21 protein-coding genes are annotated in these 17,101 nt (G+C 67.0%); 8 read left to right on the top strand and 13 right to left on the bottom strand.

Features of this window, described 5'->3' with window-relative positions:
- Positions 1–4: 4 nt before the first annotated feature.
- The 10 genes from HJG53_RS09165 to flgB form a co-directional block, all read right to left on the bottom strand.
- Positions 5–1,609 carry a flagellar hook-associated protein FlgK gene (locus tag HJG53_RS09165; protein ID WP_171129829.1) on the bottom strand — a complete coding sequence of 535 codons (1,605 nt, stop codon included), beginning with the start codon at positions 1,607–1,609 and terminating at the stop codon, positions 5–7.
- Entirely contained in the window at positions 1,610–1,933 is a 324-nt protein-coding gene (locus HJG53_RS19125; protein WP_171129826.1) for a rod-binding protein, read from the bottom strand.
- On the bottom strand, positions 1,930–3,018 hold the full coding sequence (locus tag HJG53_RS09155) for a flagellar basal body P-ring protein FlgI (RefSeq protein WP_171129824.1): 1,089 nt from the start codon (positions 3,016–3,018) through the stop codon (positions 1,930–1,932). Before HJG53_RS09155 ends, HJG53_RS19125 begins: the two co-directional genes overlap by 4 nt.
- The gene (locus HJG53_RS09150; RefSeq protein WP_254447693.1) at positions 3,018–3,584 is read right to left on the bottom strand and encodes a flagellar basal body L-ring protein FlgH; all 567 of its coding nucleotides are present in this window, start codon (positions 3,582–3,584) and stop codon (positions 3,018–3,020) included. The genes HJG53_RS09155 and HJG53_RS09150 overlap by 1 nt, the downstream gene beginning before the upstream one ends.
- A gap of 139 nt (positions 3,585–3,723) precedes the next feature.
- Complete coding sequence (gene flgG, locus HJG53_RS09145; protein ID WP_171129820.1) at positions 3,724–4,512, bottom strand: flagellar basal-body rod protein FlgG; 789 nt, start codon at positions 4,510–4,512, stop codon at positions 3,724–3,726.
- A gap of 14 nt (positions 4,513–4,526) precedes the next feature.
- A complete protein-coding gene (locus HJG53_RS09140) occupies positions 4,527–5,267 on the bottom strand; it encodes a flagellar basal body rod protein FlgF (RefSeq protein ID WP_171129818.1) in 741 nt (246 codons plus the stop codon).
- 26 nt (positions 5,268–5,293) lie between these two features.
- Positions 5,294–6,601 carry a flagellar hook protein FlgE gene (locus HJG53_RS09135; protein WP_171129816.1) on the bottom strand — a complete coding sequence of 436 codons (1,308 nt, stop codon included), beginning with the start codon at positions 6,599–6,601 and terminating at the stop codon, positions 5,294–5,296.
- Between the two features lie 20 nt (positions 6,602–6,621).
- Positions 6,622–7,320, bottom strand: a complete 699-nt coding sequence (locus tag HJG53_RS09130) for a flagellar hook assembly protein FlgD (RefSeq protein WP_171129813.1) — start codon at positions 7,318–7,320, stop codon at positions 6,622–6,624.
- On the bottom strand, positions 7,317–7,724 hold the full coding sequence (gene flgC / locus HJG53_RS09125; protein WP_171129811.1) for a flagellar basal body rod protein FlgC: 408 nt from the start codon (positions 7,722–7,724) through the stop codon (positions 7,317–7,319). Before flgC ends, HJG53_RS09130 begins: the two co-directional genes overlap by 4 nt.
- Positions 7,724–8,074 carry a flagellar basal body rod protein FlgB gene (flgB, locus tag HJG53_RS09120; RefSeq protein ID WP_171129809.1) on the bottom strand — a complete coding sequence of 117 codons (351 nt, stop codon included), beginning with the start codon at positions 8,072–8,074 and terminating at the stop codon, positions 7,724–7,726. The genes flgC and flgB overlap by 1 nt, the downstream gene beginning before the upstream one ends.
- A 197-nt stretch (positions 8,075–8,271) precedes the next feature.
- Between flgB and HJG53_RS09115 the strand changes: the two genes are divergently transcribed.
- From HJG53_RS09115 to HJG53_RS09095, 5 genes are all read left to right on the top strand, one after another.
- Positions 8,272–8,916: a motility protein A gene (locus HJG53_RS09115; RefSeq protein ID WP_171129807.1), complete on the top strand. Its 645-nt coding sequence runs from the start codon at positions 8,272–8,274 to the stop codon at positions 8,914–8,916.
- On the top strand, positions 8,916–9,407 hold the full coding sequence (locus HJG53_RS09110; RefSeq protein ID WP_171129805.1) for a flagellar motor protein MotB: 492 nt from the start codon (positions 8,916–8,918) through the stop codon (positions 9,405–9,407). Before HJG53_RS09115 ends, HJG53_RS09110 begins: the two co-directional genes overlap by 1 nt.
- 13 nt (positions 9,408–9,420) lie before the next feature.
- The gene (locus HJG53_RS09105) at positions 9,421–9,900 is read left to right on the top strand and encodes a flagella basal body P-ring formation protein FlgA (protein WP_171129803.1); all 480 of its coding nucleotides are present in this window, start codon (positions 9,421–9,423) and stop codon (positions 9,898–9,900) included.
- A gap of 77 nt (positions 9,901–9,977) precedes the next feature.
- Positions 9,978–10,268 carry a flagellar biosynthesis anti-sigma factor FlgM gene (gene flgM, locus HJG53_RS09100; protein WP_171129801.1) on the top strand — a complete coding sequence of 97 codons (291 nt, stop codon included), beginning with the start codon at positions 9,978–9,980 and terminating at the stop codon, positions 10,266–10,268.
- On the top strand, positions 10,265–10,573 hold the full coding sequence (locus tag HJG53_RS09095) for a flagellar protein FlgN (RefSeq protein WP_171129799.1): 309 nt from the start codon (positions 10,265–10,267) through the stop codon (positions 10,571–10,573). Before flgM ends, HJG53_RS09095 begins: the two co-directional genes overlap by 4 nt.
- 55 nt (positions 10,574–10,628) lie before the next feature.
- On the opposite strand, the gene HJG53_RS09090 is transcribed toward HJG53_RS09095, so the two are convergent.
- Together HJG53_RS09090 and HJG53_RS09085 are read right to left on the bottom strand one after the other, a co-directional pair.
- Complete coding sequence (locus HJG53_RS09090; RefSeq protein ID WP_171129797.1) at positions 10,629–11,285, bottom strand: PEPxxWA-CTERM sorting domain-containing protein; 657 nt, start codon at positions 11,283–11,285, stop codon at positions 10,629–10,631.
- 187 nt (positions 11,286–11,472) lie between these two features.
- Entirely contained in the window at positions 11,473–12,033 is a 561-nt protein-coding gene (locus tag HJG53_RS09085; protein ID WP_254447664.1) for a PEPxxWA-CTERM sorting domain-containing protein, read from the bottom strand.
- 225 nt (positions 12,034–12,258) lie between these two features.
- Here HJG53_RS09085 and HJG53_RS09080 point away from each other — a divergent pair, with 225 nt between their 5' ends.
- From HJG53_RS09080 to HJG53_RS09070, 3 genes are all read left to right on the top strand, one after another.
- Positions 12,259–13,443: a phosphoserine transaminase gene (locus HJG53_RS09080; protein WP_171129795.1), complete on the top strand. Its 1,185-nt coding sequence runs from the start codon at positions 12,259–12,261 to the stop codon at positions 13,441–13,443.
- Between the two features lie 85 nt (positions 13,444–13,528).
- Complete coding sequence (serA, locus tag HJG53_RS09075; RefSeq protein WP_171129794.1) at positions 13,529–15,109, top strand: phosphoglycerate dehydrogenase; 1,581 nt, start codon at positions 13,529–13,531, stop codon at positions 15,107–15,109.
- Positions 15,106–16,203 (top strand): ATP phosphoribosyltransferase regulatory subunit, encoded by a 1,098-nt coding sequence (locus HJG53_RS09070; protein WP_368039548.1) that lies wholly within the window; start codon positions 15,106–15,108, stop codon positions 16,201–16,203. Before serA ends, HJG53_RS09070 begins: the two co-directional genes overlap by 4 nt.
- Here HJG53_RS09070 and HJG53_RS09065 read toward each other — a convergent pair.
- On the bottom strand, positions 16,196–17,077 hold the full coding sequence (locus HJG53_RS09065) for an alpha/beta hydrolase (RefSeq protein ID WP_171129792.1): 882 nt from the start codon (positions 17,075–17,077) through the stop codon (positions 16,196–16,198). The two genes, HJG53_RS09070 and HJG53_RS09065, sit on opposite strands and share 8 nt — an antisense overlap.
- Between the last annotated feature and the right edge of the window lie 24 nt (positions 17,078–17,101).

Raw genomic sequence — 17,101 nt, 5'->3', positions numbered from 1 at the left:
GGTCTTAGCTCACCGCCTGGAGGAGCGAGTCGAATGTGTCGCGCGCGACCTGAATGATGCGGCTCGACGCCGAATAAGCCTGCTGGAAGCGCATCAGTTCGACCGCCTCATTGTCGAGGTTGACCCCGGAAACCGCGTCGCGCGCGGCGAGAGCGCCTTCAAGGATGACGTTCTGCGCTTCGGCAACCTGCTTCTTCGCCGCCAGCGCCGACGCGTTGGCGTTCACCAGATCATTCGCCTGGCCTTCGTAGCGCGCGCCAGAGCGCAGCGCCGCAAAGCCGGCGAGATTGCCATTGTCGCGGCTGCCGGGCCGGGTCGCGGCGACGGTGAAGCTGTCGCCATCGACGGCCGTGCCCGAGACGGTCAGCGACAGTCCGGCGAGCGTCACCGGCGTTCCGGGCGTATAGGGTGCGGTGCCGATCACGCTGTTGGTCACCGGGTCGAGCGCGGTCAGCACGCCGCCGCTGACCGTGAGCCGGGTGGAAGCGAGCGGAGTGCCGCTGGGCGCCGTCGCCGCCTGGAGAGCGGCGCTGCCGCCATTTCCGGCCGCACCGCTGACGGTCCAGGGTCGGGCCGCCGCGATCTGGCGGGCGCCGGCGGTGGTGACCGAGAGGATCCCGCCGCCCGCGCTCGCATCGAACAGCGCCGCACCCGGCGCGCCGTTCAGATCGACGCCGGCCGCCTGGACCTGATTGACGCCGTCGGCGACCGCCGTCGCCAGATCGGCGATCTGCGTGCGCATGTCGGTCAACCGCGCATTCGCCTCGGCAAAGCCGGCGATCGCGCCGCTCCGGAACGAGAAGGCTTCCGGTGCATAGATCGGGTCGAACACCATGCCGAGCGTGCCGGACGCATTGAACTCGGCGCCGATCTTGCGCGTGTTCGCACCCTGGACGAGCACCGGGCCGGAGCTGTCGTTGATGCGGACGGTCGCGACGCCCTTTTCGTCGAACGAGACATGAACCGAGCCGAGCGCGCTGATCTCGTCGATCATGCGGTCGCGCTGATCCAGCAGCTGCGCCTGTTCGTTGCTGCCCGGACGCACGCGGGCGAGGCCGACATTGGCTTCCGCAAGGCCGGCGGCAAAACCGCTCAGCTGATCCACCGCCTGCAGCGCCGAAGCGCGCAAATCCTTGTCGATCGTGGCAAGGCCTTCAGCAGTGGCGGTAAAGGCGGCCGCGACGCCGCCGGCCGCGTCGAGCATCGCCGTACGCGGTGCGATACCGGTCGGGTCGGCGGCAATCCCATCGGCGGCGTTGAAGAAGCGGGTAAGCGAGCCCGAGATGTTCGTGCCGCTCAACAGCTTTTCCATGCGGTCGAGCCAGACCATCGTCGATCCGGTGCGGCTCGCTTCGGAGGTGCCGGTGCGCACGTCGGCCGCGCGGAACTCGTCCCATTGCCGCGCCACGCCGCCCGCGACCACGCCCTGGCCGATGTTCAGATTGTTGAGCAGGATGTAGGAGCCGGCGCCGGCCGACAGCTCGGTCAGCGCCGGGCTGCGCCGGGCATAGCCCTTGGTCGTCGCATTGGCGATGTTCTCGCCGACCACGTTCATCGCGAGCTGATATGCCCGTACGCCCGTAGACCCGATCGAGAGCAGATCGCTCATTTACTTGTCTCCGCCCTTCAGGTCCGGGCGGTTGCGCGCCAGGAACTCGGTCAAAGCCTTGCCAATGCCCATGGGCGTATGGACGGCCATGGTTTCCGAAAGCTTAGCGTCCTGCATGTCCTGAAATTGGTTAAGGGCCTCGCTGTCGAACAATCCGTCGTCCAGCTTGGCGGCTCGTGCCGACTTCAGCATCTGGTGGATGAACAAAGCCTCGAACTGCTGCGCCGCCTTGGCCAGGTTCTCCTTGGTCGCCAGCCGGCTGGTGTCGGCGGAGACGCTGGGGCTGCCGGCGACCGGCGGTTTGGAGGCGGAGACGGGGTTCACAGGACGATCAGCTCCGCCTTCAGCGCGCCCGCTTCCTTCAGCGCCTCGAGGATCGCGACCAGGTCGGCGGGGCTCGCGCCGATGCCGTTCACCGCCTTGACGATGTCGGCGAGCTTCGGGCCGGGGTCGAGCATGAACATCGGGTTCGCCTGCTCTTCCACCTGCACGTTGCTGCGCTGCTCGACGGCGGTCTGGCCGTTCGAGAAGGGCGCGGGCTGGGAGACGCGCGGCGCTTCGTCGATACGCACGGTCAACCGGCCATGCGTCACGGCAGCCGGACCGACACGCACGGCCGAGTTGATCACGACCGTGCCGGTGCGAGCATTGACGATCACCTTGGCGGCGGGCTCGGCGGCGACCACGGCGAGATTCTGCACTTCGCTCATCAGCGCGGTACGCACTTCGGCGCCCTGCGGCGCCTTGATCGCGATCGATACTGCGTCGAGCGGCCGCGCGGTGCCGGCGCCGAACCGCTTGTTGATCGCTTCGGAGACATTCTCGGCCGTGGTGAAATCGGCCTTGGCGAGATTGAAGCGCAAGTCCTCGGCCGTCGCGAAGCCAGTCTCGACCGCACGTTCGACCGTCGCGCCATCGGGGATGCGGCCGGAGGAGGGCACGTTGACCGTCAGCTTCGACCCGTCCGCGCCTTCGACGCCCAGGCCGCCGACGGCGAGCGAGCCCTGCGCCATTGCATAGATGTTGCCGTCCGCACCCTGCAGCGGCACGAGCAGCAGGCTGCCGCCGCGCAACGACTTGGCCTTGCCGATCGCCGACACGGTGACATCGATCCGCTGGCCGGGCTTGGCGAAGGCGGGCAGTTCGGCGGTGACCATCACCGCCGCGGCGTTCTTCAGGCCGGGGTTGATGCCCGCGGGCAGGTTGATGCCGAAGCGCGAGGTCACGCCCTTCATCGACTGGACGGTATATTCGAGATTGTCGTCGCCGGTGCCAGCGAGGCCGACGACGATGCCATAGCCGACCAGCTGGTTCGGCCGCACGCCGGCGAAGGCGCCGAGATCCTTGATGCGCTCGGCGGAAACCGGCGCGGCGATCAGGGCCAGGAAGGCGATGAAGAAGCGGATCATCAGAAGGGACTCACGAGCGAGAAGAAGCGCTGCAGCCAGCCCGGACGGCTCTGCCGCTGGATGTCGCCGCGGCCGGTATAGGTGATCCGGGCGTCTGCGACGCGCGTGGAGAGCACGCGGTTGTTGAAGTCGATATCGGCGATGCGAACGATGCCGGAGATCTGCACCCATTCGTCCCCGCGATTGAGGGTCAGCCTTTTCTGGCCGCGGACCATCATCGTGCCGTTGGGAAACACTTCCGCCACGGTCACGCTGACTTCGCCCGACAGGCTGTTCGACTGCGTCGCGGTGCCGTTGCCGTTGAACTTCTGCGTGCCGCTCGCCGCCGCTTCGGCCGGATCGAACAGCGACAGGGGGCCCATGCTGGGCGGCGTCAGGCCAATATTGCCGTCGCGACCGGATTTGGACGAGACGTCCTTCTGCGCGACCGTACGTTCGGTCAGCACGATGGTCAGCGGATCGCCGACGCGACGCGCGCGCGGTCCTTCGACGAGGGCGGCATAGCCCTGGCTCGCCTGGAAGATGGACCCATTGGCCGGCGGCGGCGGCACATAGACCGGCGGCATCGGCGCATAGTCGATCTTCGGCTCCTTCTTCGCCAGTGCCGGGGAGGCGAAAAGCACCAGCAGTGCTCCGGCGAAGGCCGGAGCCTTGCGAGCAGCGCTCCGGCCTGCGCCGGAGCACAGAGAAGCCTTGGCCCGCATCTTACAGGTTCTGGTTGGCATATTGCAGCATCTGGTCGGTGGCCGAGATCATCTTGGAGTTGACCTCATAGGCGCGCTGGGTCTCGATCATGTCGACCAGCTCTTCGACGACATTGACGTTCGAACCTTCGAGCATCCCCTGGCGGATATTGCCGCGGCCTTCGACGCCGGCGGTGCCGAGGTTGGCGGCGCCGCTGGCGGCCGTCTCGATCAGGAAGTTGCTGCCCATCGGCTGCAGTCCGGCGGGATTCTGGAACGTGGCGACCTGCAGCTGGCCGACTTCCGTCGGCGCGGTCTGGCCTTGCACCTGCGCGGAGACGGTGCCGTCGACGCCGACAGTGATCTGCGTCGTACCCTCGGGAATCGTGATGCCCGGCTGCACCTGATAACCTTCGCTGGTGACCATCAGGCCTTCCGGCGAGCGGGTGAAGTTACCGGCGCGGGTATAGCCGAGCTGGCCGCCGGGCAGCTGGATCTGGAAATAGCCATTGCCGTCCAGCGCGAGGTCGAGCGAGTTGCCGGTCGTCTGCAGCGACCCTTGCGTGTCGATCCGCGCCGTCCCCTGGATGCGCACGCCGGTGCCCAGGTTGGTGCCGGTCGCGTATTTCGTCTCGGACGTGCTCGGCGCGCCATTGGCGGTGACCGTCTGGTATGCGAGCGTCTCGAACGCGGCGCGGTCGCGCTTGAACCCGGTCGTGTTGACGTTGGCCAGGTTGTTCGAGATCACGCGCATCCGCTCGTTTTGAGCGTCGAGGCCCGTGCGGGCGATGTGCATCGCGGCAGTGGTCATTTCATCGGTCCTTGTTACGGCAGCCGCATGATTGATGCGCCGCCATCGTCCATGTCCTTGGCGCTGGAGAGCAACTTCGCCTGCACTTCGTAGGAGCGCTGGTTCTCGATCATCTGCACCAGCGTGTCGGTGATGTTCACGTTCGACTGTTCGAGCGAGCCGCTCAGCACCTTGGCGTCGAGATTTTCGGGCAGCGTGCCGCCGCCTTTCACGCGCAGCAGGTTGTCGGTGCCCTTGACCGTCTCGCTACCCTTGGGGTCGACCAGCTTCAGCTTGTCGACGACTTGCGGCTTGTCGAGTTCGCCACCGGGCGGCACGACCAGCACCGACCCGTCGGGCCCGATCGTCACCTTGGCAGCGGGCGGGATGGTGATGGGACCGCTGCCGCCGATCACGGGCATGCCGTCGCCGGTCTGCAATACCCCGGAAGGCGCGATGCTGAGGTCGCCGCGGCGGGTATAGGCTTCCTCGCCGTCAGCGGCCTGGACCGCCAGCCAGTCATTGCCTTCGATCGCGATGTCGAGATCGCGGCCGGTGCCGATGACCGCGCCATTCTTGCGGTCGGCGTCGATCACTTCGCCGGCGGTCAGCGCACGCGCTTCGAACGCGCCGCCTTTCAGCGCCAGCTGCTCGAAGCCGATCTGATCGGCACGGAAGCCGACGGTGGACGCATTCGCCATGTTGTTGGCGATCGCGGCCTGCGCTGCCATGCGGCTGCGCAGGCCCGAATAGGCGGTGTAGACCAGTCTATCCATCGATCGCCCCTAGGCTCCCGTTACGCTTAGCTGCGGATGTTAATGATCGTCTGGCCAAGCTGGTTGGCGGTATCAATCGCCTTGGCATTGGCCTGGAAGTTGCGCTGCGCGGCGATCAGGCCGACCAGTTCCTCGGTCATGTCGACGTTCGACCGCTCGATCGCGCCAGCCATGATGTTGCCGAAGCCGCCTTCGCCGGCCTGGCCCAGCGTTGCCGCGCCCGACAGACCCGAGGCCGACCAATAGCTGTTGCCGATCTGGCGCAGGCCTTCGTTGTTCGCGAACTGCGCCAGCACGACCTTGCCCAGCGCCTGGTTGGTGCCGTTGGAGAAGCTCGCCTTGACGAGGCCGTTCGCATCGACGGTCACGCCCTGCAGCTGGCCGATCGGCTCGCCATTCTGGCTCTGCGCAATGATGGTGAAGGCCGACGGGCGCTGGGTGGTGGCGATCGCGAAGTTGATCGTCATGTCCTGCGGCGCCGCGTTCGGCGGGGTGAAGGTCGCGAAGGTGGTCGGCCCACCGGGCGTCTGCAGCACGCCGTTCGCGTCAAAGGTGAGCGTCAGCGGCACCGGCGGCGTCGGCTGGGTCGGGTCGGCCGAAAGCTGCTGCCCGCCGACAAAGGTATAGACCAGCCAGTCGCTGTTGGTGTTCGTGCCGCCCGGCGAAGTCTGACGCACATAGTAGTTCGTGAGCGTCGCGGGGTTGCCGACCGAATCATAGATCACGGTCGAGGAGGCGAAATTGTACGTCTCCGGGTCGAAGCGGCTGAACGCATAGGGGCTGGCCGCCGTCCATTGCGGGTCGTTGGCCGGGATCGGCGCGTTGGCCGACAGGTTGACCGAGACCTTGGCTTCGGTGGTCGCCTTGGGCGTGCCGCTGGTCTGCGGCAGCCGCAGCGCGACGGTCTCGTCGATGCCGGTCGCGACCACGGTGCCGCTGCCGTCCACCGGATAGACCTGGACGGTCGAGCCCTGGCTATCGACCACGAAGCGGTCGGCGGAGACCGAGAAGGAGCCGTTGCGGGTGAACGCAATCTCGCTGGTGTTCGGGTTCGGCTTCACGACGAAGAAGCCTTCGCCCGAAATGGCGAGGTCGAGCGACGACTGCGACTGCTGCAAGCCACCCTGCGAATATTGCTGGCGGATGCTCTTCACATAGGAGCCGGAGCCGATCAGCTGGTTGGGGCTCTTGGTCGCCGTCGAGGCGATCACGTCGCCGAACTCGACCTTGGAGCGCTTGAAGCCGTTGGTGCCGGCGTTCGCCAGGTTGTGCGAGATCGTGGAAAGCTCGGTCTGGGCGCCCTGCAGGCCGGACAAGGAAGTGTAGAACGACATTCGGGTTACTCCTACGAAACTCAGCCGACCTGGCGGACGGCGGTAAGGGGCTTGGAACCGAGACCGGCCAGGTTCAGCATCGGCGCTTCGCCGTTCGAACCCAGGCTGACCGACGTGACCGGCGCCCACACGGCAACCGGAGAAGCAACTCGCGTGCCATTTCGAAGGGCGCTCGCGGTGATCTTGTACGGACCGGCCGGTGCGGCGCCGCCGTTGTCGGTTTTCCCGTCCCAGCTGATCTCAAGATCGCCCTTGGGCTGCGCGCCCATGTTGATCGTGCGCAGCAGGTTGCCGGCCTGGTCCGAGATCTGGACGGTCACCTCGTCGGCGCCCTCCGCGAGCGGCAGGACGGCGGAGAGCGAGCCGTCTTGAGCGGCATAAGCGGTGTCCCCATCGACCAGCACGGCGCGGCCGACATAGGACACGGCCTGCGACGCATTGGCGCCGCCCAGCTGGTCCGCGACGCTTTTCAGCGTCTTGCTCATCTCCGAAATGCCGGTGACGCTCGAGAATTGCGCCATCTGGGCGACCATATTCTCGTTCTTGACCGGCTCGAACGGATCCTGGTTTTTCAGCTGCTCGGTCATCAGCTTCAGGAACGCTTCCTGGCCGAGCATATTGGCTTCCGTCGCGGTCTGCAGCTTCGGCGTGCCGGCAATGCCTTGCCGCCCGATGCCCAGTTTCGACAGCGTGTCGTCGAAGGACGAGACCGCGCTCATTTGCCGAGCCTCAGCGTGTCGAGGATCAGGCTCTTGGCCGTCTGCAGCACCTCGACATTGTTCTTATAACTGCGTGCGGTCTCCATCATGTCGACCATCTCCCGGGTCTCGTCGACGGCGGCTTCGAAGACGTAGCCGTCCTTGTTCGCCATCGGGTGGTTGGGATCGTGGCGCTTGGTGGGGGCCGGCCCCGCGGTCACGACTTGCTTTACGTCCACGGTCGCAAGGCCGGTGGCCTGGTCGTAGCTGGTCTTGAAGACCGGCTTCATCGAGCGATAAGCATCGGCTTCGCTGCCGGCGACGCCGCCCGCATTGGCGAGGTTGGACGCGGTGGTGTTCATCCGCACGAGCTGCGCCGACATGGCGCGCCCCGCGACGTCGAAGATGGTGAGCGGCTTGTCCATCACTCGCCTTTCAGCGCTCGCTTGAGCGTCTCGATGCGGCCGTTGAGGAATGAGAGCGTCGTCTGATAGGCGATCGCGTTCTCGGCGAACTTGGTCTGCTCGGTGTTCAGCTCGACGGTGTTGCCGTCGAGCGAAGCCTGGAGCGGCACGCGGAACTTGGTCGCGCTCTGGATGGCGGCGCTGGTCGAACCGCCCGGCGCCTCCGCCGCGCTCAGCGCCGCGGCGAAGTCGATGTCCTTCGCCTTGAAACCCGGCGTCGAGGCATTGGCGATGTTGGACGCAAGCAGGCCCAGCCGCTGCGACCGCAGCGTCAGCGCCCTTCCGTGCACCCCGAACAGATCGTCTGCCATACGCTCCTCGCGAATTGATGCGAGCGACTGTGCAAGGGGTGTGCCAGTCCATTTCCGAGCGCTTCAAATCCATCCTTACCCAGCGTGGCGGCACCGAACCGGCAAGCTTTTGCCGCGACCCGGCAACGCGCATTGCCGGTGGCGCTTTGCCATGCCGGCTGGATCAAACTGGCCCGGCTCTTGCTGATCGGGCGGCGATGATCGACCTGTCCGTGTTCTTCGACCCGCTCGCGCTCGCCATCGTCGGCGGCGGCACGCTGCTCGCGACTGCTGCGCGTGGCCCGCTTGGCGACACCGTTGCGGCGCTGCGCGCGCTGGCGGTGCTGGTGCGCTCACCGTTCGAGGTCGGGCCGGCGCGCGCCGAACTGGCGAAGGCCGAACGGGTCGCCGTGCGTGACCTGCTCGCCACGGAATCGCTTCCCCTCCGCGACCAGGACGTAAGGCTCGGGGTCGAGGCCGTGGCCGACAATGCCACGCCCGATCAAGTCGCAGCCCTGCTCGACAGCCTGTGCGCCGCGCGGTGCGAGCGGCACCTCGTCGTGCAGGAATTCTGGGCCGCCGCTGCCGAGACCGCGCCGGCCATGGGCATGGTCGGCACGCTGATCGGGCTGGTGCGCATGTTCGGGTCGATGGATGATCCTGCGACCATCGGCAGCGCCATGGCCGTGGCGCTGCTCGCCACCCTTTACGGGGCGCTCTTTGCCAATCTGGTGGCCGCGCCGATCGCTGCGCGCCTGCGGCGCCTGTCCCGCGCCGAGGAGCTCGAGCGGCGCAAGCTGGTGACTCCGTTCCGCACCTTCGCCGCGAGAGTCGCGCCGCGCCGGACCGGACTGGCCGCCTGATGCGGCTGGCGATCCCCGCGCGCGGACGGCCGCTCTGGCTGATCACGCTCGCCGACCTGTCCCTGCTGCTGGTCGGCTTCTTCGTCTTCATGCAGGCGACATCGCACAAGAATGCCGCGCAGCAGGCGGCGATCGGCGCCGGCATCAGGCAGGCCTTTGGCGGCCACCCCGCCGACCCCCTGCCGGTCGATGCCAATGCGGTGACCGGCTTTGCCGCCGGCGGCGCGGATCTGCCGCCCGGCATTGCCGCCATTGCCGCTTGGGCGAGCGAAGCCACGCGCGACCCGCGCACGCGCCTGATCGTCACCGGCTATGCCGATGCGAGCGCGGCGGACCGTCTTGACGGCAGTGGCCTCGCCCTGGCCGGGTTGCGCGCCGACCGGGTCGCTGCCGCGATGACCGGCGCCGTCTCGGCCGATCGCATCCGCACCGCCGCCGTCGTGATCCCCGGCATGCGGCGCGTGACTCTCACCATTTCCTTCGATCCATGACCAGGAGCCGATCATGTTCTCGCTTCTCATGATGGCGGCCGCGCCCGCCGCTTTCGATCTGGCGTTGCTCGACCGCGCCGCGGAGATCTTCGCCGGGGCACGCCTTGGGCAGCCCGGCGGTCCGGTTGCGCCGATCGATCGCCGGCTGCGCCTGTCGAGCTGCAGCACCAGCCCGGAGTTCAGCTGGCGCGCGGAAACGCGCGACGCGATCGTCATCCGCTGCCCGGATCCCAAGGGCTGGCGCATCTTTGTCGCCGTGCAGGCGTCGCCGGTGCTCGCGGGCGCCGCTCCGGTCAAGGTCGAGCCGGTGATCCGTCGCGGCGATCCCGTAACGCTGGTTGCCGGACAGAGCGGCTTTTCGGTGTCGGCCGACGGCACGGCAATGGCCGATGCGGCGCCCGGCGCGCGTCTGCAGATCAAGGTCGAGGGCGCGAAAGCGCCGGTCCAGGCCATCGCGCTTGAAACCGGCAAGGCGACGCTGCCTGGATGGTGAGCAACTTTTTCTAAAGCTTCTGCGCAAGCGGTCGTTTCAATGCCTGAAACCCACTCCAGCCAGGAAAGGACGGGGGCATGATTGATCCGATCGGCATTACGCCAGCCCAGGTCCAGGGCGGCCGTGCAGAAGCCGGTAACACCAGCCGGGTCGTGTCCATCGAAGCCGCTCGCGCGCCGCAACCGGCGGCGATCGCCGAAACCAGCGTGCGCGAAACGGCCAAGGCGTTCGCGGCCAAGCCCCCGGTCGATGCGGAGCGCGTACAGATGATCAAGCGGGCGCTGCAGGAAGGGCGCTACCCGATCGTGCCCGCCAAGATCGCCGACCGCATGATCGCGGCGCAACTGAAATGGGTCGAAAAGAAATGACGCGGATGGATGCGCTGAAGGCGGTGATTGCCTCGCTCGAGGCCGAACTCGCGGCGCTTAAGAGCTTCGACATCGATGCACTCGCCGCAGCGACCGCCGAAAAGGAAGGCCGTATCGGCGCGCTGGCGGCCCGCAACGACAATCCGCTCTCAGCCGAGGAGCGGGCGCTGGCCGAGCAGGCCAAGCAGCTGAACGAAACCGCGCGCGTCTATGTCAATCTGATGAGCGCCAACGTGAAACAGCGCCTGGAAGCGCTGACCGGCATCAAGCCGGTCGCCTACGCGCCGACCCGCGCGGTCGCCTGAGACGAAAAAGGGAGCGCCAAAAGGCGCTCCCTTTTTCGATCGTCGCCAGACGCGATCAGGCGTAAGTGACGCGCGTCCGCTGCCGCCGGCGCATGGAGGCGCCGAGCAGACCGAAACCACCGAGCATCATCGCCCAGCTGGCCGGTTCCGGCACCACCGCGAGCGCCGACACGCCGCCGAGCCGGACCTGACTGAGCGAGTCCACGCCGCCGCCTGTCGGGTTGAGCGTGATGCGGAAGCCGGTGAAGACCTCCCCGGCATTGCCGACGATTCGGATACGGTTCTCGCCCGACCCGCCAAGGGCGAGAGTGGTCGAGCCGATCACGTTGCTGCCATTCAGCGCTTCCACGAACACGCTCGTTGCTTCCGGCAACGAATTGCCGGGAATGCCCTGCAGGTTGAACGAGGCCGCGTCGAAGGTGAAGCCGTTCGCGATCAGGACGCTGGTGGTGCCCGTCAGAACGCCGGAGGCGAGCGCGGTCGACGACTGGCCGCTTGCATTGGCGAGCAGGCCCAGAGCGTTGGTGAAGGTAACGGCCGTGTTCGATTGGTTGGTAGCGGCCACGATGCTCGTGCTCGGCACGTTCGTCGAACTGCCGAACAGCACATTCTCGTTCGTGGAAACGTTGTTGAAGTCGATCAGCACGGCAGCACTCGCCGGCGCACCGAACGCCAACGCGGCTGTCGATATCGCAACCAGACCTGCTCTCATGATACACCCCTTGGACTGTCCTGCCGGTCAACATGGCGTTAACCTTTGCAGAAACTCACAAGGCCCGGCGTTTGGTCCGGTTCCGTTCCGGCGCAATAAATTGACCCAATCTGTGTTGGCTTTGGCGATTGGGCGCAAAAAAAGGGGCGCCTGGTGGCGCCCCTTTCGATCAGCTTGGCAGTGACGTTCAGGCGAAGGTCACCGTCGTGCGCTGACGACGGCGCATCGACGCACCGAGCAGGCCGAAGCCGCCGAGCATCAGCGCCCAGGCGGCCGGCTCGGGAACGGCCGCGCCGGTCGCATAAAGGGCCACGCCCGACACGGAGCCGTTCTGGAAGCTGATCGCATCCAGATTGGCACCCGCATTGAAACGGTAGAATGCGGTCACGCCGCCGTTATTGGCGACCGGGCCGTTGCCGGCTCCATAGTGAACGCCGATATAGGTGAGGCCGTTCAGCGGGCGCACGAAGTTGCCCGAGTTGTCGAGCTTCTCCAGGACCTTGATCACGCCAAGAGTGCCGTCGCCAAGGCCCAGCAGCTTCAGCGCGTCGACCTCTTCCTGCTTGGCGAAATCGCCCGCCGAAGCCTTCAGCACATTCTTGTCATAATAGCCGACGCACTTCTCGGCATTCGGGACGATATCGTCGATGCCCAACAGGACGCAATCGGTCACGATGTCGGCCGCCTGCGACGGCGCTGCGGCAAACGCAGCCATGCCTATCGCGCTGGCGAGAATAAGTCTTTTCATGAAATCCCCCATTTAAGTCTGACTTGATCGGCTTGTGAGTCGCGCCCGGCCGTTATGTTTATCGGATGTTGATACCACAGATCGGCCCAAGTTTAACCATTTTGTTTGGCCTGGAGGGGCAGGCGACCGTTGCAATCGGCGTTTGACAAATCCGACATCGTCCTTATCCCGCGCCTCGGGCCACGCCGTCCCAACGCGGCGCGCGCTCTCTGCGAGGAGAGATACATGACTGGATCGATTGCCGACCCCACGGCTGAACTGCGCCTGGACCGTCCTGCCGACAAACCGGCGCGCCCCTATTTTTCATCTGGTCCCTGCGCCAAGCCCCCCGGCTGGGCGCTGGAGCGGCTGCCGCACGGCTCGCTCGGGCGCTCGCACCGTTCCAAGCTCGGCAAGAGCCGGCTCCAGCATGCGATCGACCTCACCCGCGAAGTGCTGCAGGTGCCGGACACGCACCGTATCGGCATCGTCCCCGCGTCGGACACCGGCGCCGTCGAAATGGCGATGTGGTCGATGCTCGGCGCCCGGCCGGTGACTCTGCTCGCTTGGGAAAGCTTCGGTGAAGGTTGGGTCACCGATGCGGTCAAGCAGCTGAAGCTCGATCCGACCGTGCTGAAGGCGCCCTATGGCGCGCTGCCGGATCTGGGCGCTGTCGACTTTAGCCATGACGTCATCTTCACCTGGAACGGGACGACCTCGGGCGTGCGGGTGCCGGACGGCGACTGGATCCCCGCGGACCGCGATGGCCTGACCTTTGCCGACGCGACCAGCGCGGCTTTCGCCATGCCGCTGCCGTTCGACAAGCTCGACGTGACCACTTTCAGCTTCCAGAAGGTGCTGGGCGGCGAGGCCGCGCACGGCGTGCTGATCCTGGGGCCACGCGCCGTCGAGCGGCTGGAAAGCTACACGCCCGCCTGGCCGCTGCCGAAGATCTTCCGCATGACCAAAGGCGGCAAGCTGATCGAAGGCATCTTCCAGGGCGAGACGATCAACACGCCCTCGATGCTGGTGATCGAGGATTATATCTTCGCGCTGGAATGGGCGAAGGAGGTCGGCGGTCTCGCCGGGCTGGTCGCCCGCTCGCAGGCCAATGCCGCCGCGCTCGATGCGGTGGTCGCGGATCTCGCCTGGCTCGATCATCTTGTCGCCGAGCCGGCGACCCGCTCCACCACCAGCGTCTGCCTGAAGTTCGCCGATCACGTGGTCGCCGGGATGGACGAGGCTGGACGCCTGGCGCTCGTCAAGAAGCTCGCCTCGGTGCTGGAGGCGGAGGATGTCGCCTATGACATCGCCGGCCACCGCGATGCGCCGGCCGGTCTGCGCATCTGGTGCGGCGCCACCGTCGATGCCGAGGACGTCGAGAAGCTCGGCCCCTGGCTCGACTGGGCGTGGCATTCGATCCGCAATTAACCGGTTCCCCGGCGAAAGCCGGGGCCCATCTTCATGCGCAATGGACCCCGGCCTGCGCCGGGGAACGCGCCGTTAGGAACACCCCATGCCCAAAGTCCTCATTTCCGACAAAATGGACCCCCGCGCCGCCGCCATCTTTCGCGAGCGGGGCGTCGAGGTCGACGAGAAGCCCGGCCTCACCAAGGATGAGCTGATCGCGATCATCGGCGATTATGACGGCCTCGCCATCCGCTCCGCCACCAAGGTCGGACGCGACGTGCTGAATGCCGCGACCAGGCTCAAGGTCGTCGGTCGTGCCGGCATCGGCGTCGACAATGTCGATATCCCGGCGGCGTCGGCAAAGGGCGTGGTCGTCATGAACACGCCGTTCGGCAACTCAATCACCACGGCCGAACATGCGATCGCGCTGATGTTCGCGCTCGCCCGGGACATTCCGGAGGCCGACCGCTCCACCCAGGCCGGCAAGTGGGAAAAGAACCGCTTCATGGGCGTCGAAGTCTCCGGCAAGACGCTCGGCCTGATCGGCGCCGGCAACATCGGCTCGATCGTTGCCGACCGGGCGATCGGCCTCAAGATGAAGGTGGTCGCCTATGATCCCTTTCTCTCGGCTGAGCGCGCGCGCGACCTGGGCGTGGAGAAGGTGACGCTGGACGAACTGCTCGCCCGCGCCGACTTCATCACGCTGCACACGCCGCTGACCGACCAGACCCGCAACATCCTCAGCCGCGAAAATCTGGCCAAGACCCGGAAGGGCGTGCGGATCGTCAACTGCGCGCGTGGCGGGCTGATCGACGAGGCCGCGCTGAAGGATGCGCTCGACAGCGGTCATGTCGCAGGCGCCGCCCTGGACGTGTTCGTTGAGGAGCCCGCCAAGGAGTCGCCCCTGTTCGGCACGCCTGGCTTCATCTCGACGCCGCACCTCGGCGCCTCGACCGACGAAGCGCAGGTCAATGTCGCCATTCAGGTGGCGGAGCAGATGTCCGATTTTCTGCTGACGGGTGCGATCGTCAACGCGCTCAACACGCCGTCCGTGTCGGCCGAGGATGCGCCGCGCCTGCGCCCCTATATGGCACTGGCGGAAAAGCTCGGCTCGCTCGTCGGGCAGCTTTCGCATGGCGGCCTGACCTCCATCAATATCGAGGTGGAAGGCGCTGCCGCCGAACTCAATCAGAAGCCGATCACCGGCGCCGTGCTGGCCGGGCTGATGCGCGTCTTTTCGGACACGGTGAACATGGTGAACGCACCGTTCATGGCGAAGGAGCGCGGGCTCGACGTGCGCGAAGTCCGTCACGACCGCGAGGGCGATTATCACACTCTGCTGCGCGTTTCGGTCGCCACCTCTGAAGGCGAGCGCTCGGTCGCCGGCACCCTGTTCGGCGACCAGAATCCGCGTCTCGTCGAGCTGTTCGGGATCAAGGTCGAGGCCGATCTTGCCGGGCCGATGCTCTATGTGGTGAACGAGGATTCGCCCGGCTTTATCGGCCGCATCGGCACCACGCTGGGCGATGCGGGCGTCAACATCGGTACCTTCCATCTCGGCCGCCGCGCCGCGGGCGGTGAAGCGGTGCTGCTGCTGTCGGTCGACTCCCCCGTGCCCGAGCCGGTGCTCGACACGCTCTGCCGCCTTCCGGGCGTCAAGCGCGTGAAGCCGCTGCTGTTTTCGTGACGGCCCTGCTGCCCGAGGGCTTGCGCGACCGCTTGCCGCCCCAGGCGGAGGCGGGCGCCGCGATGCTGCGGGCCGCGCTCGATGCCATTCGGGCGCATGGCTATGAACGGGTCGCGCCGCCGCTCGCCGAATATGAGGAGTCGCTGGTCGGCCGGTTGAAGGCGGGCACGGCGCGCGACCTGTTGCGCGTCGTCGATCCGCTGTCTCAGCGGACGCTCGCCTTGCGTCCTGACATCACCACGCAGGTCGGCCGCATCGCGGCGACTCGGCTGGCCGGCCGGCCGCGACCGCTGCGCCTCTCCTATGGCGGGCCGGTGGTGAAGCTGCGCGCGTCGCAACTGCGGCCGGAACGCGAGATGACCCAGATCGGCGCCGAGCTGATCGGTCGCGACAGCGCCGCAGCGGCGGCCGAGATCGTCGCCCTCGCCGTTGAGGCGCTGAAGGCGGCGGGCGCGCGCGGTATCACCGTCGATCTGACTTTGCCAGATCTGGTGGAGACGCTCGCGGCGGGTCCGCTGCCGCTCGACGCCCCGACCACGGCCAAGGTCCGCGCGCTGCTCGATGCCAAGGATGCGGGGGGCCTGACGGCGCTCGGCGCCGAGGCCTATCTGCCGCTGGTCGCTGCCGCGGGATCGTTCGAGGCGTCGGTCGCCCGGCTGCGGCCTTATTCGGCGAAGCTCGGCGGACGGCTCGACGCGCTCCAGCAGATCGCCGCCCGCCTGCAGGGAGTGGCGAACGTTACGCTCGATCCGACGGAGAGGCACGGCTTCGAATATCAGAGCTGGCTCGGCTTCTCGCTCTTCGCCGAAGGGCTGGCGGGTGAGATCGGGCGTGGCGGAAGCTATACCATCCTGCACGAGGATGGCCGCGAGGAGCCGGCCGTCGGCTTCTCCATCTATCCCGATCCGCTGCTGGATCGGGTCACCTCGGAAGCTCCGGTGCGCCGCCTGTTCCTGCCGCTCGGCCACGATGCGGATGCGGCCGCCAGCCTGCGCCAACAGGGGTGGATCACCGTCGCGGCGCTAGGCGATTCATGCACGGCGCAGGGCTGCAGCCATATGCTTCAGGGCAGGGAGCCGGTTTCGCTCACCTGAATCGGGGCCGCTGCATCTCGGGCAAGGCACGGGCGAGAAACGCGTCGATCGCGGCCGTGGCGCGATCGTCAGTCTGGCCGATCTGGTTGTTGAGCTGCATGTGGCTGGTGTCCGGAATCGGCGTCACCCGCGCTTCCTTCGCGCCGGCGCCGATTAGCGCGGCGGCGAAGTCGCCTCCTTGGGCCGCCGCGAACACGTTGTTGGCATCGGTAAGGATCGCCCAAGCGGGCGCATCACGCGCGCCGACCTGCTTGATCGGTGACAGCTGCGACCAACGCACCGGGTCGTCGCCGAAAGCCGGACGGAAATAGCGTTCGACAGCGGGCGCCTCCGCCGCGGCCATCAGCGGCGCGATGTCGAGCACCGAAGGATCGAGCAGCACCACCGCCTTCAGATCGGCGAACGGCACCCTGGCGCCTTCGAGCCACTGCGGGTCGGTGCCGAGCTGCGCTGCCATCGTCGCGCCCGAGCTGTGGCCGATCAGGATGATGCGACGGCCATCCACACCCCGCTGGCGGCGCAGAAAGGCGATCGCCTTGGCGATGTCGCGCAACTGCTCCTCGGCGGTGACGATCGGCACGTAACGATAAGCGACCGTCGCATAGGCATAGCCGAGGCTGGTCCAATGCTCCGCCTGCGCTCCGCGCGCGCCGTCCCTGGGCGAACCCGCGCTCCAGCCACCGCCATGCAGATAGACGATCAGCGGCCCGCGGCCGGCGCGTTCCCGGGTGAAGAGCTCAAGGCCCTGGCGCGGCTCCGGCCCATAAGTCAGGCTCTGCACGACGATCGGTCCCGCGACGAGTATGTGCGGCCCCGTCTGCTCGACGATCGCGGGCGTTGCGGCGGCGAGCAGCAGCGCGGACAGTCCCAGCATTGCTCGCATTCTCCCTCCGCTTCC

The sequence above is a fragment of the Sphingomonas sp. ID1715 genome, from assembly GCF_013044515.1.
GTDB lineage: Bacteria > Pseudomonadota > Alphaproteobacteria > Sphingomonadales > Sphingomonadaceae > Sphingomonas_B.
Note: the sequence above shows the minus strand (reverse complement) of the source record. Positions and strands in the feature narration are given on the sequence as shown.